The organism is Blautia sp. LMAG:36 (assembly GCF_008680535.1).
GTDB classification, from domain to species: Bacteria; Bacillota; Clostridia; order Lachnospirales; family Lachnospiraceae; genus Blautia_A; species Blautia_A fusiformis.
Genome location: NZ_NALB01000003.1, coordinates 659855 through 675514, shown reverse-complemented (window position 1 = coordinate 675514; position 15660 = coordinate 659855). Strand labels below are relative to the sequence as shown.

The window sequence follows — 15660 nt, the reverse complement described above, 5'->3', positions numbered from 1 at the left end:
ATCTGTATACAGAAAACCTGTCCCTGCTAGTTTTGTTACCCATTTTTGCATACAAAAAGGACATCTGCCAAAATCTGCCAGTGTCCCTACTATATTCTTTAAAATCACACATCTATATAGTATAAAAGGTATCGGAATCTCTCCTGTTCAAACATCTTTTCCATATATTATGATGATATGGAAACAGTGGCAACCGGCTGACATGGTCAAACTTTCTGACTTTAGTCCCTTCTGGCTTTGCGACCCTGCCTTTCAACAGGTTTGCCTTTAAAATAATTTTCATTTTTTCCAAAAATAAAATACCATGTGGTTTTTCTTACGTCAATAATATTTTGGTGGAAAATTTACATATATTTTAACCGAATCAAGTAACTCCCCTGTGGAGGTTGCGAAAAGCAATAAGCAGTGGGTGAGGACCTCTCGTAACTAACCTCTCATGTCTACCAGGATCACCATCCTCTGACGAGTCCTAAATTGTCGGGTAGAAACACCTATTACTAGGTATATCCCCCACAGATCCGTACGTGCCCAATTCAGGCATACGGCTCTTCACGACACTTATGCCTCAGATTATCCATATAGGCTCACGGCTGTATACCAGGTCTCTTATTTCGGCATAAATGCCTTCTGGCATGTATGAGATTGAATATCTCCCATCCACAACTAGTTTTGCGATTGTTTTTGGATCTTTTGAATCTGTTTTCTTTGGACTGTTATCATCAAGTTCCTTGATCTTCTTAACCGAGAATGGATTGACCATTACTAATCTTTTCTGATGATCATTTACATACTTCGCAAACGCAAACCAGTAATGACCTGTTGGCTCGCAGCCGATCAGAACTGCAGTCTTTTTATTCTCAGTCTTAAGTGTCTCTGCCCAAAGGTTGAAAGAATTGAACCCTTCCAGATCGTTATGAAAAGAAAAAATACGTTTTGTAAGTTCGCGTCCTCTGTTATCAAAAGCTCTTGCATAATGTATCTGGCTTCCTATATCAACTCCGACAACCATTGTTGAATCTGTTACTTGCTCAATCTTTTCATTCTGTGTATAATTCATTTGGAACCTCCAGTGCTTGATTGTTTTGTTTACATCCGCCAAGATGCAACTCAATCATACCTTGAGGTTCTTTTTTATTCAATTGGCGCTTTTAATGAATTACAGGAATGCTCCTTTCAAGCATATTCAGCACTTATATATTGCTTCCCAAATATTTTAAAGAAAAGCGTACCACTATTTTAATGATACGCTCATCATTATTAAATCACTTCAAAATGCTTCAATGCATCCTTTATTGCTTCAACCTTCTCTGGAGTTGGATGCTTCCTCGGCTGTTTCAATTTCTCTACCGCATTAGGAGCATCGTACATCGGCAAGCCTAAATCTCTCTTTACCTCTGCAATATATGCGGTATGTACTTTGAAGCCGTATTTAGCTTCTATGTACTCCTTTATCATTTTGTAGGTCACTCGTTCTTTGGACTTATAGCTTTCCGCTCTTTTAGCAATATTATCAAGTGGAACTTTTCCCTCACCCTCGCCAAACTCAACTTTTACGTTGATATGTCCGTCTGGCTTTTTGTGGGAAAGCAGTACTACCGTCTCCACATGCGGTGTCGTTTTTCACTGCTTTAACAGTACGCGAACCCGCATAGTTACTGAGTTTTTACACCCTTTGACAGGTTGCTAATATCTGCAATCATAAGGTTAAGACATGGCGTACAGACCGTTTGACTTTGTAAACGTGTGGCGGGTACGCCGATATTTTGTAACACTTTTATAATACAAAATTATTCTAAATACTGCTACCATATTTGGTAATATATCAGTACGCCGATTTGTTTTGGGCATTTTTGCGAATGGCATTAACACCCTTTCAATGTTCACTTTTATTGAAACCGATATTTTCCTTTTCCATGTCCTGTTACAGGTACGATTACCTCACTATCAACCAACAGTTTTATTAACTTGGAAGCTCTTGATGGCTTTAATCCAGTAATTTCTTCAACTATCGTTCTTCCGAAACAATTTTCTTTTCCACATTTTGAAAATATTTCTACTGTATGATTTATTGTTTTTTCTGAAATCGTATCTGAGAAAGAAAGTAATTTATTTCGAATGTCCACTTTTGTGCTTTCAATGTCCACTTCTCCACTCTTAATGTCCACTTTTACTCTTTCAATGTCCACTTCTGCAAACCTTCCACTAATGTGCATCGTACGATTATGAAGTTCATTCTTCTCATCCAACAATAAATTTCTTAAAAACAATTCCAAATACTCGGTTGTTTCATGAACACCATTTTTCAAATCGTTATAATTGGCCCTGACAAGTGCATTTTCTTTCCAGTGGACAAATTCTCTGCTCTCGTTACTAATACGTATTCTTTTCCCTTTAATAGTTTTTTGCATACAACTGATTTACCCGAACCAGCATTTCCCTGTATTGATACTAATTTTTCTCGTGCTGCCTGTATTGTTTCTATAATTTCTGACCTGTCAATTTCATATTCACCGTTAATAAGCTCTTCAATATTTTCAAGTTCAATTTCTTTACTTACTTCAATCGCATGCAAAAACTTCTTAATGTTTTCCTTACGAGGCTGTTCTTCTATCACCCCCAGCTTATCCATTATCTTGGAAAAATCCGATGATAGCGTATTATGTAGTGTTCTTTCGCCGCTCGACATAAGGGACTTCGCATACTCATTATATGCGTATAAAATATCCTCAATAATCTGAGTCATTTGCTTCTGTTCCTCATGCCCTATACGCAGCTCTCTATTCTGCTCAAAAAAGCCCAGAATGATATCTTGGATTTCTTCCTCTGAAAAAATATGATCCTTATATTTATCCCCCATATCAGTTTTAAATCTATCAAGACAAACCTGAACTAAAGGATCATCTGAATCCCAATTATTGATATCAATTTCTTTTCTTTTTATCTTGTCCTTAATAATTAATATCCAGCTTCTTCCCGCTTCTTCTAAAGTGACAAAAGAGCTAATCAATCCAATTGCTGATACCAAATCCATTTACTAATCATCTCCTCGTCTAATCTATAAATGCTGATTCAAAACTAGCTTCTGTTCAAACCCATTTTTGTATATGTATAGTAACCTACGCCTATCAAATACCGGATTTGTGTCATGTATTATGCTATGATGATTTGGACACACAATAAGCTGTTTACTCGCATCATTATTAAGGCTTGATACAAAATAATCGATGTGATTGCCTCCACAATATGTGAGCCAAACTCCTCACCAATCAATTGACCACAGATTTGGCATCTGTAACCATATAAAAGCTTTAAATTGTCTCAAATCTTCTTGTTAAGCTTTCTAATCTTTACAATCCTCTCTATTTCAAGAATTGTGGATGTTGAGTCCTCTACATCATAGTTAAATTCTGCTTCCATGATTCGTTCTTTCTGACCAGAAACTGTCTGCCTTAAAGAAACAATATCATCCGCAACAATGGTCTCTAATACGTAAGAATCATCATATTCTGTTGTATATATTGCAAGGTATTCCTTACACTCTTCAGGCAACCTTATCATTGTTCTGTCACCTGGTTCACGCATTTCTCGTGTGGTCTTTATAAACTGATAGCTCTTTGAAAAGTATGTCTGCAACGCCTTTGCAAGTTCACCATTCTTAGAATATCGTATTTGCAATGTGTCCTTTTTTCTCTTAAATTTTGGATCAAAATTCACATTTCTAATCTGAGCCTTATAAGATTTTCCATTCAGATAAAGCGTGATATCTTTAGACTCACCTCTATTTAAAAAACGCCCCATTACCTGCCCAAATATAACCTGATTGTCAAAGGGCAAAGTGAGCCCTTCCTGCAACAAAGACCAGTCTACTTCTTTTTTATAGACGTAATTTTCAGTTGTCATCAAGGCTCACCTCTATTTATTATCATTCATTACATGTTTTAATGTTTCATAATCTTCAAAACTTCTATCTTCGCATATTCTCAAAAAAATAATCCTATTAAGAATTCTCTGAACAACAATATTCAATGTATTTATATTAATTGATGGATTATTTTTCATTATGCTGTTTCCAAATACTAATCTCCATTCCTTAATCTGCTTTAAAAAATACTCATCAAACGGTTCTCTTCTATAAGGTCCTAAAAGCAACGCGAACTTCTTTTCAAATTCTCCCGTGATAACAGCTTCTTTTGAAAGCATTCCATATATTTCATTAAACTTTTCAACATATTCTGTATAATTATAATGCGCGATAAGAGCTACACCTATATCATCATCTTCAACTGGTCTTACACTACAATCATAAATATACAAATCTGTAAAATTTGTTAAAACAGAAATTTTTAGATTACCACTCCATCCGTATCTTCTTAACTGAAAAGCTGGAAGAATGTCTGATGTGATATCCACGGCTGGTTTCTTCGTCTCTAAATAAAACAATAATTCTGTACCTATTCTAAATGCGTAATCTGGTTTTTTATTTTTACTTTCCCCATCTTCTTCAACAGTTACATTAGCCTCATGCGTAACCTCTCTCAAATGTTGAGGCAAACCATTTTCATTAAGCACATCCCAACCTAATAATTGAAAAAGGAATTCACAAAATCAACTCTAACCTGAGTTTCATTATATGACTTCTGTTTATATTGTTCTAAATTAGCACTATATAGATCAACTTTATTTTGCAAAAGTCTGATTTTTTCTTCCTGACCATGGTTTATTATTTCTAAAAAACCTGCATTCATATAAAATCTGCCTCCTTCTTGACATAATCCAAGTGCACAATAATTTATACCAGTATTCGATACCCAGACATAATTTTCTCATAACAAATGTCCCAAAAACAGGACTTCACGTACTTTCCCGACTTGATTCTTTTATCAACAGGTTTTTGCGCATTTACTGGAATTGCCCATGATCGCCCAAATTTTATAACCCCCGGAATCATTCCTTCATTGCATATAGTTTGAAGTCTTCTCTCTGACAATCCCCACTTTGTGGCTGCTTCTTTTACAGTCATAAATTCCATAAATTTTCTCTCCATTTTTGTTCTATAAAGTGCCAAAATACTCCTCCTATATGATAAGCGGTCAAGCGCCGAATATCAATTATTTTCAATATTATTTATCCGCGAACAATCTATACTCTACCGCGTACAAATTTATATAAAAAATACCTTTTAGCAAGCAGATGTATTTTCTCGCTAAAAGGTACTTCGCCCTTGTGCATATATTCAATTTATTTTTTCATGCACATTTTTATTCATTAAATTTCTATGATATGTTTCCTTAAAAATAGCTCTCAAACCCGCTTAAACTGGGCATTTCTTAGAGAGTAAGCATACCGTCTCCACATGGACTCCTTGCGGAAACATATCAGTAGTAGAAACCCGCACCAGTTCATAATCCTCCGCACACAGCACCTTCAGATCCCTCGCCAGTGTCGCACTGTCACAGCTCACATACACAACCCTCTCCGGCTTCATTTTAAGGATCGTATTCAGAAGTACCTCATCACAGCCCTTCCGTGGCGGGTCTACCACGATAACGTCTGCATAAACGCCATTCTTCTCATACTCTCTCGGCAGCACTTCCTCTGCTTTTCCGACAAAAAACTCTACATTCTCAATGCCATTGAGCTTCGCATTCTCTCTTGCATTGTCAATGGCCTGTGGTACGATCTCCACGCCGCGGACGAATTTTGCTTTCTGGGCCAGGAACAGGGAGATAGTTCCGATTCCGCAGTACAGATCCCAGACAGTTTCATTTCCCGTAAGGCCGGCGTACTCCAGAGCCTTTCCATACAGTTTTTCGGTCTGGATGGGATTGACCTGGAAAAAGGACAGGGGAGAGATCTGATAGGAAATATCTCCGATGCTGTCCGTTATATAGGACTGTCCCCAAAGGAGGCGAAGCTGATCACCCAGGATCACATTGTTCCGTTTTTTATTAACATTGATGGTAATGCTGGTCATTTCCGGAATTTCACAGAGTGATTCCACAAGAGCCTTTTCTGCAGGGATCTTATCTCCGTTTAAGATCAGACAGACCATCATCTCATCTGTATGGAAGCCATAACGAATCATAATATGACGTACAAGACCTTTTCCCGTGGCCTCATCGTAGGGCTGTACATGATATTTTTCCATGTGTCCGATCACACGGTCCAAAACCTCTTTATTCTGTTTCACTCCCAGAATACATTCTCGGTTATCAATGATGGAGTGGGTTCTTCCTGCATAAAAGCCTGTGATGATCTTTCCGTCTTTATTTTTTCCTACCGGAAACTGTGCCTTGTTTCGATAATGATAGGGGTCTTCCATCCCCATGATCGGTTCCATATCAAGATTCTGAAAACCTCCGATTCTTTCCAGATGTCCACGAACCTTTTTCTCTTTAAATTTCAGCTGCTGCTCGTAGGATAATGCCTGAAGCTGGCATCCTCCGCACTGGCGGGCAATGGAGCAGGCAGGTTTCACACGGTATGGAGACGGTGTGATCACCTCCATCAGGCGGCCATAGCCATAGTTCTTTTTTGCCTTGATGATCTTGGCTTTGATCCGGTCTCCGATCACGGCGTCTTTCACAAAAACGGTGAAGCCATCGGCTTTCCCGATACCTTCACCGTCAACTCCGCAATCCTCTATATCTAAAGTGAGTATATCGTTTTTACGGAATTCCATGTATTAAATATCTCCTGTTCTTCTTAAATTGGACTCAAAAAGCCGGTTGAAACCAAGCCATTCTTTTTTGCCTTTGTCTGCGTGGAAAATTTCTGTCAGTGTCTCCATCCTTGCATCTGTATTGTCTGCCAGATTCAGGGCAACTGCCTCCGCAAGTGCCGGCTTCTTGGGAGAACCGTACTCCAGCTCACCATGATGTGCAAGAATACAGTGGATCACCTGATTTTCAAGCTTCTCCGGAAAATCCGGGATCTCTTTTGCAAGATCATGTACCATCTGTGCCCCGATCACAATATGTCCAAGAAGCTGTCCCTCATCTGTATAATCATTCATCGGAAAAGCAGAAAGCTCCTTCGTTTTGCCCACATCATGAAGAAGTGCGGTTGTGATCAGAAGATCTCGGTTCAATAGCGGATATGCATTCGCCATATAATCGCAGAGACGTGTCACTCCAAGAGTGTGCTCCATCAGTCCGCCGATAAAGCCGTGATGTACGGTCTTGGCTGCAGAATGTCCCTCAAATATCTTCATAAATTCCTGATCTTCCACAAAAAGCTTCTTTAGGAGCTGGGAAAGATAGGGATTCTTCACACTGTTGATAAGCTCTCGCAGCTGGCTCTGCATATCATCCACACTGTTCTCACTGGTAGGAAGATAATCTGCCGGATCATACTCCCCTTCTCCTGCCTTGCGTGCTCTCTTGATATTCAGCTGCATGGCGCCTGCAAAGCTTGTCACATCTCCCATGATCTCAATGTAATCCAGCGCATCAAACTCATCAATTCCCAGAGAATTGGGATCCCAGATCTTACCATCGATCACACCTGTTTTATCCTGAAGGATCAGATTCTCATAAGGCTTGCCATTCTTCGTTGTAGCTGCCTGTTTCTGTTTGCAGAGATAGATCCCGTTTACTCTGTCTCCTTCATGTAATTCATTTAAAAAACGCATAAAATTCTTGCCTTTCTGTTCTTTTTACTTTCAAAGCAGACATACTCACGAACACATCCGCTTCACACTTTGCATTCATAGCCAGACTTTCTTTATGATCTTTGGCCGCATCCCGGTCCGGGCTTTCTGGCATTTCTGCACAGTTTCCACTTACTTCCGGGCTTTATTCAGTATCATAACACATTTTACTTTCCTTTGCTATGGAAATCATGTAAAATAGGAAACGAAGTGTTTTTTTGCATATCTTGTGTTACGCAGAAAAGCACAGAATCAACAGAAGTAACAAAAAGGAGTAACTATAGCAACAATGAACAAAAAAGCATACAAAGCACTTGAATACTATAAAATCATAGATCTGCTCACAGACAAGGCCTCCTCCCCCATGGGAAAAGATCTCTGTCGAAAGCTTACCCCTTCCACAGACATTGAGGAGATCCGGTCCATGCAGCTGCAGACACACGATGCCCTTGCACGCCTGTTCAAAAAAGGCGGCATTTCCTTCGGCAGCGTCAAGGACATCCGCGGCACATTAAAACGTCTTACTGTTGGCAGCGCCCTGAATGCACCAGAGCTGCTTTCTGTCTGCAGTCTTCTTGAGAATACCGGTCGTGTAAAGGCCTATTCCAGAAGTGACCGTGATGACGGAATGACCGATTCCCTTGACGGAATGTTTGCGGCACTGGAACCACTGACACCACTCAGCACAGAGATCCGCCGCTGTATCCTTTCTGAGGATGAGATCAGTGACGATGCCAGCAGCACGCTTCGCCAGATCCGCCGCAGCATCAAAGCCACCAATGACCGGATACACACCCAGCTTTCTTCTCTGGTTGCAGGAAGTGCCAGGAATTATCTTCAGGATTCCGTTATCACCATGCGCGACGGCCGCTACTGTATCCCGGTAAAGGCTGAATATAAAGGCCAGGTTCCCGGTATGATCCACGACCAGTCTGCCACAGGTTCCACTCTTTTCATTGAGCCTATGGCTGTTGTCAAGCTGAACAACGACATCCGCGAGCTGGAGCTGAAAGAGCAGAAAGAGATCGAAGTGATCCTTGCATCCTTAAGCCAGCAGGTAGCTGCTGAGCTGGAGGCTATTCACGCAGATCTTTCCATCATGGTACAGCTGGACTTTATTTTTGCCCGTGCCGCACTTGCCATGGACATGAACGCCAGTGAACCTGTTTTCAACACAGAAGGCCGGATCCGGCTTCGCCAGGCCCGTCATCCACTGATCGATAAGAAAAAAGCCGTTCCTATTGATATCCGTCTCGGGGATGATTTTGACCTCCTGGTTGTCACCGGACCAAACACCGGTGGTAAAACTGTTTCTCTGAAAACCGTAGGTCTTCTTACCATGATGGGACAGTCGGGTCTCCATATCCCGGCGCTGGATCGTTCCGAACTTGCACTTTTCCACGAGGTTTATGCTGATATCGGAGATGAGCAGAGCATTGAACAGTCCTTAAGTACCTTCTCCTCTCATATGACAAACGTGGTTTCCTTCCTGAAATCCGCAGATCAGGATTCCCTGGTCCTCTTCGATGAGCTTGGTGCAGGTACGGACCCTACAGAGGGTGCCGCTCTTGCCATTGCGATCCTGTCACATCTTCACGAGCAGGGTATCCGTACCATGGCAACCACCCATTACAGCGAACTGAAGATCTATGCCCTCTCCACTCCAGGTGTGGAAAATGCCTGCTGTGAATTCGATGTGGAGACCTTACGTCCGACCTACCGCCTTCTGATCGGTGTTCCGGGAAAAAGTAACGCATTTGCCATTTCTTCCAAGCTGGGGCTTCCGGATTTCATCATCGACAAAGCAAAGGAACAGATCAGCGAGCAGGATGAATCTTTTGAAGATGTTCTGACATCCCTGGAGCAGAGCCGTGTCACCATCGAAAACGAGCGTGCTGAAATTGCCCGTTACAAAGAACAGGTAGAAGATCTGAAAAAATCTCTTCAGGAAAAAGAAGAAAAGCTGGATGAACGTAAAGAGCGGATTCTCAGAGAAGCCAATGAACAGGCACATGCGATTCTCCGCGATACCAAGGAATACGCAGATCAGACCATGAAGCTTTTCCATAAATTCCAGAAGGATCACGTAGATACCGCTTCCGTAGAAAAAGAGCGCCAGAACCTGAAAAAACGTATGTCAAAAGCCGAAAATGGAATGTCTTCCAGACAGCAGAAGCAAAAGCCAAAGAAACAGCTGAAGCCATCCGATCTTTCTCTTGGCGATACCGTAAAGGTGCTCAGCCTGAATCTGAAAGGAACAGTTTCCAGTCATCCGGATTCCAAAGGATATCTCTTTGTGCAGATGGGTATCATCCGTTCCAAGGTTCATATCTCCGATCTGGAGCTTGTGGACGAGCCGGTGATCACCACTCCGTCCATGCAGCGTACCGGCGCCGGAAAGATCCGTATGTCCAAGGCAGCCAGCATTTCCACAGAGATCAATCTTCTGGGAAAAACCGTAGATGAGGCAGTTGCAGAGCTGGATAAATATCTGGATGACGCCTATATCGCACACATGAAATCCGTCCGTATCGTTCACGGAAAAGGTACCGGTGCCCTCCGCAAAGGTGTCCACAATTACCTGAAGCGCCAAAAGCACGTAGCTTCCTTCCGTCTCGGCGAATTCGGAGAAGGCGATGCCGGCGTGACCATTGTAGAATTCAAGAAATAAAAAGGAGCTGAAGCCATGGCTACAAAACAGAAAATCCTCATTGTTGACGATGACAACAACATTGCAGAGCTGGTTGCTCTCTATCTCACAAAAGAATGCTTTGAGACTAAGATCGTAAATGACGGCGAGGAAGCCCTGAAGCAGTTCCATATTTTTCACCCGGATCTGATCCTTCTGGATCTCATGCTTCCGGGCATTGACGGATACCAGGTATGCCGCGAGATCCGTCACACCTCCGATGTACCGATCATTATGCTTTCCGCCAAGGGAGAAACCTTTGACAAAGTCCTGGGACTGGAACTTGGAGCAGATGATTACATCATCAAGCCTTTTGACTCCAAAGAGCTGGTGGCACGTGTCCGTGCGGTACTGCGCAGATTTCATGTAAAATCTCCGTCTGCCGCGCCAAAGGAAAAATGTGTTTCCTATCCGGATCTGGTGATCAACCTGACCAACTATTCTGTAACTTATATGGGACACCAGATCGATATGCCGCCAAAGGAGCTGGAGCTTCTCTATTTCCTGGCAGCTTCTCCCAATCAGGTTTTCACAAGAGAACAGCTTCTGGATCACATCTGGGGCTATGAATACATTGGCGATACCAGAACCGTAGACGTTCACATCAAACGTCTCCGTGAAAAGATCAAGGATAACCCAAACTGGGCTCTTTCCACAGTCTGGGGGATCGGCTACAAATTTGAGGTAAAGGATTCATGAAACAGCATCTTTATACTAAACTGCTGATCCTGTACTTTATGCTGGGCGGAATCTGCTTTCTGCTGCTTTCCTCCGGTGCCTCCTACCTGGTAGAAAAAAGGCTGGAGCGCTCTACCGGAGAGTCCCTTTACCGCACTGCCAGCCAGCTGGTTTCCAAAAATGAACTTCGTCAGGCTGTAAAAAGCCCCAAAAACAAATCCCTCACCCTGGCTCTTTCCTCTGCAGCAGCCTTTCAAAATGCAGATTTCTGGGTTATGGATACAGATGGGAACGTTCTGATAAACACAAACCAGCAGTCCTCTGATTCCGGTGATATCACCGTCAGGAACTTCCGACCGGAAGATTACGAAGATACCTGCTATTCCTCCGGTACGTTTTACGGGACATTAAAAACCACACAGCTAAGCACAGTCGTTCCCATAAAAGATACGGATCTGGTGACTGGTTATCTGGTGATCCACTACCCTATGAAAAACCTCTACGAAAGCCGCAGCAATATCGTAGAGGTTATGGTCCTGATCTTTATTGTGATCTATGCACTGTTTTTCAGTTTTCTTCTGATCTATTTTTACAGGGTCCACAAACCTCTGAAAGAAATCTTAAAGGGTGCCCTGGAATTTGCCAACGGAAATCTTACCTACACGATCCCCGTAGATTCTGAAGATGAGATGGGATATCTTTCCCACTCCCTGAATTACATGGCAGACAAGCTGAACAAAAACGGAGAGTATCAACGACAATTCATTTCCAATGTGTCCCATGATTTCCGCTCGCCTCTGACCTCCATCAAAGGCTATGTGGAAGCCATGCTGGACGGTACCATCCCACCGGAAATGCAGGAACGTTATCTGAAAGTCATTGCTTTTGAATCCACCCGTCTGGAGAAGCTTACCCGAAGTCTCCTTACCTTAAACGAACTGGATGTCAAAAAGCGTATGATGCATATGCGGCGTTTTGATATCAATGAAACGATCCGTACCACAGCCGCCACCTTTGAGGGAACCTGTTCGGAACGAAACATCCGTCTGGAGCTCCTCCTTGCTGGAAAAGAGCTTTTTGTCCGTGCAGATATGGAACAGATCCAGCAGGTACTGTACAATTTATTGGACAACGCAGTAAAATTCAGCAGCGACAATTCTTCTATCACACTGGAAACCACAGTCAATCATGGCAAGGTTTTTGTCTCAGTCAAAGACCATGGAAGCGGAATTCCAAAGGAAAGTCTTTCCAGGATCTGGGATCGTTTCTATAAGATTGATGCCTCCCGTGGAAAAGACCGCAAGGGTACCGGGCTTGGCCTTGCCATTGTAAAAGAAATCATCAACGCTCATAAGCAGAATATCAATGTGATCAGCACCGTAGGTGTTGGAACAGAATTTATCTTTACACTGGAAAAAGCAAAATAAAACATCAAAAAACCTCTGATCCGGAAGGCTGTAAAAGAAATATCTCTCAATATCTCCTACAGTATTTCCGGATCAGAGGTTTTTATTTACTCTTTGCAGGCTTATTTCCAGTCGTAATTTCTCAGATGGCCTTCCAGATTCATATGCGTAAAATTATGCTGTCGCAGCGCCTCATAAAGCACAATGGCAACTGAATTGCTTAAATTCAGGGAACGGATATCTCCGATCATCGGGATCCGCACGCAGGTTTCCTGATTGTTTACCAGGATATCCTCCGGGATTCCCGCACTCTCCTTGCCAAACATAATGAAACAGTCATCCTCATACTGCACATCTGTATAAGTCTGAGGTGCCTTGGTGGTTGCATAATAAATCTTTGCTCCCGGATTCTTTTTGAGAAAATCCTCATAGTCCAGATATCTGGTCACATCCAGATGTTCCCAATAATCCATACCTGCACGCTTGATGGCCTTTTCATTCAGGCGAAAACCAAGCGGTTCAATCAGATGCAGCCTGGTTCCTGTTGCCACACAGGTTCTGCCGATATTTCCTGTATTTGCCGGAATTTCCGGCTCATGGAGCACAATATTCAAAACTCCCATTTATTTTTTTCCTCTTTTCTACATAGCATTAAATATACAAAATATGCATTCGCAATCCGCTTCGCTGCTTGCTCATGAGATCAAAAAGCCAAGCTTTTTGGTCTCATCTTCTGCCGGGCGTTCCAGATATCTGGCATTTCCGCCGCTGTAAAGAAGCCTGTTATTTCCGGAATCGGTCTGCCCGATCACTGCTGCCATGATCCCCTCTCGCCGCAACTGCTGCACAAACGCATCACCGCCATGGATTCCCATAAGAATACTTCCGCCGGAAAGCAGCTTGTACGGATTCACATCAAGGATCTCACAGATCTCTATGGTTTCCTGTCGGATGGGCACACTTCGAAGATCTGCACTAAGACCTACTCCGGATGCCTCCGCCATTTTCCAGAGGGCAGCAAGAAAGCCGCCTTCTCCCATCCGATATCGGGCACTGGCTCCGGACTCTTCCGCCATTTTCCAAATTTTATCATTCTCTGTTCCTGTTCCGTAAACCTCAGGAAGCTTTACAGCATCCTCGAGAAACCGTTCTGCAAAAAACTCCCGCAGCCTGTCATAATAATTCTTTGTGATCCATGCAGTTCCTTCTGCTGCCACAGGACCTGCCACGATCAGCTCGTCTCCCGGCATAAGCCGTCCGTCTATCTCTGCCTGAAGCGCCTCCAGTGCTTTTTTTCCAAGTTTCATAACTGCCGCCTTAATAAATGATAAGCGAAAGCACAGTCGGAACTACCATTGCCAGTACCAGAATAACTGCGATGATCGCTGTGATCACTTTTCTTTTTTTCGGATCAAACATTCCCATAATTATCATTCACCTCATCTGTAATATCCGTTAATTGCGCATTGTTGGTCAAAGGATCCCTGTCTGTATAATCAAAAAGAAGCTTCTTTCCATCCCGGAACACCTCGATATGGGCGGTTTTCGGGATTTTTTTCGCTTTCCGGTAATCCCAGATCAGCCGCTCATACGGCTTCTGGTCTGAAGCAAAGGATGGTCTGCTCTTTAAATTCTCTCGAAGATAAAGATCCAGGAGCATTACATCGGAAAGTGCTTCCGACGGAATCTCTTTCTGTTCTCCGGCAAACTCCATAAGGATCTCATAGCGCCTCATCCTGGAATGAGAGATCTCCGAGTATCCTTTTTTCTCATAAAATCTGCCAAGTGCCTCATACATCCGGAAAGGATCGTCAAAATACTTCTCCAGAAATACAAGGGTATTTTTGAACTGCCCACTATTATAATACACTTCCACCATACTTTCCACCATTTTCAGCCTTAAAATCTCCCCGTAGGTCAGCCAGGCTGTGGAAAGTACCTCATAGGGTTCCCGATCCTTGTAAAGAATCTGATATTCCCCTGTCATTTCCATCATGTATGATCCCTTCAGCACCTTCAGAAAACCAAGCTGAAACTGTTCCGGACGCAGTGCGTAAACATCGCAGAAGGACTTGTGGAAGCTGTCGTATCCCTCATAGGGAAGTCCTGCGATCAGATCCAGATGCTGGTGGATATTTCCAAAGCTGTGGATCTGCTCTACAATCCTTTTCAGCTTTTCAAAATCCATGGTTCTCCGAATGGCTTTGATGGTCTGAGGATTGGTGGACTGTACACCAATCTCCAGCTGGATCAGGCCCGGACGCATGGTTTTCATCAGCGCCAGCTCCTCCGCACGGAGAAGATCTGCTGAAATCTCAAAATGAAAATTGGTGATCCCGTTATCATTCTCCGTAATATACCTCCAGATCTCCATGGCATGGTCATGCTTGCAGTTGAAGGTACGATCCACAAATTTGACCTGAGGAACTTTATTATCAATAAAAAACTGCAATTCCTTTTTTACAAGCTCAATATCACGGAACCGAAGCTTCTTATCTATGGAAGAAAGGCAGTAACTGCAGGAAAAGGGGCATCCCCTGCTGCTCTCATAATAAATAATGCGGTTTTTAAACTCTGTAAGATTGCTGTATGCAAACGGAACTTTACTTAAATCCATCAATTCCCGCCAGCCCGTGTGTACAATATCCCTGCCTTTGTTTTCATCACGAAAAGCCACTCCGCGGATCCCGCTCAAAGTTTCCGGTTTTCTTTCTATATAATAACCTGCCAGTTCATGGAAGGTTTCCTCTCCTTCTCCCACCATCACTCCAAAAAACGCAGGATTCTTTTTCAGAAATTCCACCGCATCGTAGGATACCTCCGGGCCTCCTGCCCAAAACTCCACCTGTGGAAGGATTTTCTTAAGATCCGGCACCAGCTCCCTGACAAAAGAAATATTCCAGATATAGCAGGAAAAGCAGACCACATCCGGCTGCTCCAGATAAATATCTTTTAAAATGTCATCCCTGATCTGATTGATCGTATACTCTTTGACCACAACCCTGGAGCTGTATTCTCCGGAACAGGATTTCAGGTTATATACCGCAAGATTGGAATGGATATATTTTGCATTGCATGCTGCAAGTAAGATTTTCAAATTTTATATTCTCCTAACTTCTGTCGGATAATTTCTTTCCCCGGCAGTTTTCATTATTTCTCTGTTGATCCTTTTCGCTTTATGATTATAACGTTCCCGCCACCGGATGTAAATAGAAAAACAGGGATTTCCCTCCTGC

General features: G+C 42.7%; 15 protein-coding genes, 1 pseudogene and 1 riboswitch. Of the genes and pseudogenes, 3 read left to right on the top strand and 13 right to left on the bottom strand.

Features of this window, described 5'->3' with window-relative positions; genetic code table 11:
• Positions 1–185: 185 nt before the first annotated feature.
• A riboswitch (cyclic di-GMP riboswitch) is annotated at positions 186–276 on the bottom strand.
• 289 nt (positions 277–565) lie between these two features.
• The 10 genes and pseudogenes from CCC17_RS03360 to CCC17_RS03315 all read right to left on the bottom strand — a co-directional run bounded on the left by CCC17_RS03360 (position 566) and on the right by CCC17_RS03315 (position 7633).
• A complete protein-coding gene (locus CCC17_RS03360; protein WP_161215699.1) occupies positions 566–1057 on the bottom strand; it encodes an IS110 family transposase in 492 nt (163 codons plus the stop codon).
• Between the two features lie 200 nt (positions 1058–1257).
• Positions 1258–1614: pseudogene (locus CCC17_RS03355) on the bottom strand (23S rRNA (uracil-5-)-methyltransferase RumA); the annotation flags it as partial.
• Positions 1615–1886: 272 nt separating this feature from the next.
• Positions 1887–2306: a hypothetical protein gene (locus CCC17_RS03350; protein ID WP_278635594.1), complete on the bottom strand. Its 420-nt coding sequence runs from the start codon at positions 2304–2306 to the stop codon at positions 1887–1889.
• Positions 2303–3031, bottom strand: a complete 729-nt coding sequence (locus CCC17_RS03345; RefSeq protein ID WP_129975648.1) for a hypothetical protein — start codon at positions 3029–3031, stop codon at positions 2303–2305. The genes CCC17_RS03350 and CCC17_RS03345 overlap by 4 nt, the downstream gene beginning before the upstream one ends.
• A gap of 287 nt (positions 3032–3318) precedes the next feature.
• Positions 3319–3900 (bottom strand): hypothetical protein, encoded by a 582-nt coding sequence (locus tag CCC17_RS03340; RefSeq protein WP_173723178.1) that lies wholly within the window; start codon positions 3898–3900, stop codon positions 3319–3321.
• Between the two features lie 12 nt (positions 3901–3912).
• Positions 3913–4569, bottom strand: coding sequence for a type I restriction endonuclease (locus tag CCC17_RS03335; RefSeq protein ID WP_129975646.1), 657 nt, complete (start codon positions 4567–4569; stop codon positions 3913–3915).
• An 8-nt stretch (positions 4570–4577) separates the two neighbouring features.
• Complete coding sequence (locus CCC17_RS03330) at positions 4578–4745, bottom strand: hypothetical protein (RefSeq protein WP_161206374.1); 168 nt, start codon at positions 4743–4745, stop codon at positions 4578–4580.
• 44 nt (positions 4746–4789) lie between these two features.
• Positions 4790–5065, bottom strand: coding sequence for a helix-turn-helix domain-containing protein (locus CCC17_RS03325; RefSeq protein WP_334295243.1), 276 nt, complete (start codon positions 5063–5065; stop codon positions 4790–4792).
• Positions 5066–5311: 246 nt separating this feature from the next.
• Positions 5312–6682, bottom strand: coding sequence for a 23S rRNA (uracil(1939)-C(5))-methyltransferase RlmD (gene rlmD / locus CCC17_RS03320; protein WP_173723180.1), 1371 nt, complete (start codon positions 6680–6682; stop codon positions 5312–5314).
• A 3-nt stretch (positions 6683–6685) separates the two neighbouring features.
• Positions 6686–7633: a 3'-5' exoribonuclease YhaM family protein gene (locus CCC17_RS03315; protein WP_022426377.1), complete on the bottom strand. Its 948-nt coding sequence runs from the start codon at positions 7631–7633 to the stop codon at positions 6686–6688.
• A gap of 307 nt (positions 7634–7940) precedes the next feature.
• On the opposite strand from CCC17_RS03315, the gene CCC17_RS03310 reads away from it, so the two are divergent.
• From CCC17_RS03310 to CCC17_RS03300, 3 genes are read left to right on the top strand one after another with little or no spacing between them, the layout of a single operon-like run.
• Positions 7941–10322 (top strand): endonuclease MutS2, encoded by a 2382-nt coding sequence (locus tag CCC17_RS03310; RefSeq protein WP_287082502.1) that lies wholly within the window; start codon positions 7941–7943, stop codon positions 10320–10322.
• Positions 10323–10337: 15 nt separating this feature from the next.
• The gene (locus CCC17_RS03305; RefSeq protein ID WP_015524367.1) at positions 10338–11039 is read left to right on the top strand and encodes a response regulator transcription factor; all 702 of its coding nucleotides are present in this window, start codon (positions 10338–10340) and stop codon (positions 11037–11039) included.
• Positions 11036–12445 (top strand): sensor histidine kinase, encoded by a 1410-nt coding sequence (locus tag CCC17_RS03300; RefSeq protein ID WP_287082500.1) that lies wholly within the window; start codon positions 11036–11038, stop codon positions 12443–12445. Before CCC17_RS03305 ends, CCC17_RS03300 begins: the two co-directional genes overlap by 4 nt.
• Before the next feature lie 101 nt (positions 12446–12546).
• Here CCC17_RS03300 and trmL read toward each other — a convergent pair whose 3' ends face one another.
• From trmL to CCC17_RS03285, 3 genes are all read right to left on the bottom strand, one after another.
• Positions 12547–13047, bottom strand: a complete 501-nt coding sequence (gene trmL / locus CCC17_RS03295) for a tRNA (uridine(34)/cytosine(34)/5-carboxymethylaminomethyluridine(34)-2'-O)-methyltransferase TrmL (protein WP_015524365.1) — start codon at positions 13045–13047, stop codon at positions 12547–12549.
• A 72-nt stretch (positions 13048–13119) separates the two neighbouring features.
• Complete coding sequence (locus CCC17_RS03290) at positions 13120–13731, bottom strand: AIR synthase-related protein (RefSeq protein WP_243874182.1); 612 nt, start codon at positions 13729–13731, stop codon at positions 13120–13122.
• Positions 13732–13835: 104 nt separating this feature from the next.
• The gene (locus tag CCC17_RS03285; RefSeq protein ID WP_118752500.1) at positions 13836–15521 is read right to left on the bottom strand and encodes a B12-binding domain-containing radical SAM protein; all 1686 of its coding nucleotides are present in this window, start codon (positions 15519–15521) and stop codon (positions 13836–13838) included.
• Between the last annotated feature and the right edge of the window lie 139 nt (positions 15522–15660).

Bases quoted from the DNA above. Each gene is read 5' to 3' on its own strand.
- CCC17_RS03360 (WP_161215699.1), bottom strand. From the start codon at position 1,057: ATGAATTATACACAGAATGAAAAGATTGAGCAAGTAACAGATTCAACA.
- CCC17_RS03345 (WP_129975648.1), bottom strand. From the start codon at position 3,031: ATGGATTTGGTATCAGCAATTGGATTGATTAGCTCTTTTGTCACTTTA.
- CCC17_RS03340 (WP_173723178.1), bottom strand. From the start codon at position 3,900: ATGACAACTGAAAATTACGTCTATAAAAAAGAAGTAGACTGGTCTTTG.
- CCC17_RS03330 (WP_161206374.1), bottom strand. From the start codon at position 4,745: ATGAATGCAGGTTTTTTAGAAATAATAAACCATGGTCAGGAAGAAAAA.
- rlmD (WP_173723180.1), bottom strand. From the start codon at position 6,682: ATGGAATTCCGTAAAAACGATATACTCACTTTAGATATAGAGGATTGC.
- CCC17_RS03315 (WP_022426377.1), bottom strand. From the start codon at position 7,633: ATGCGTTTTTTAAATGAATTACATGAAGGAGACAGAGTAAACGGGATC.
- CCC17_RS03310 (WP_287082502.1), top strand. From the start codon at position 7,941: ATGAACAAAAAAGCATACAAAGCACTTGAATACTATAAAATCATAGAT.
- CCC17_RS03305 (WP_015524367.1), top strand. From the start codon at position 10,338: ATGGCTACAAAACAGAAAATCCTCATTGTTGACGATGACAACAACATT.
- CCC17_RS03300 (WP_287082500.1), top strand. From the start codon at position 11,036: ATGAAACAGCATCTTTATACTAAACTGCTGATCCTGTACTTTATGCTG.
- trmL (WP_015524365.1), bottom strand. From the start codon at position 13,047: ATGGGAGTTTTGAATATTGTGCTCCATGAGCCGGAAATTCCGGCAAAT.
- CCC17_RS03290 (WP_243874182.1), bottom strand. From the start codon at position 13,731: ATGAAACTTGGAAAAAAAGCACTGGAGGCGCTTCAGGCAGAGATAGAC.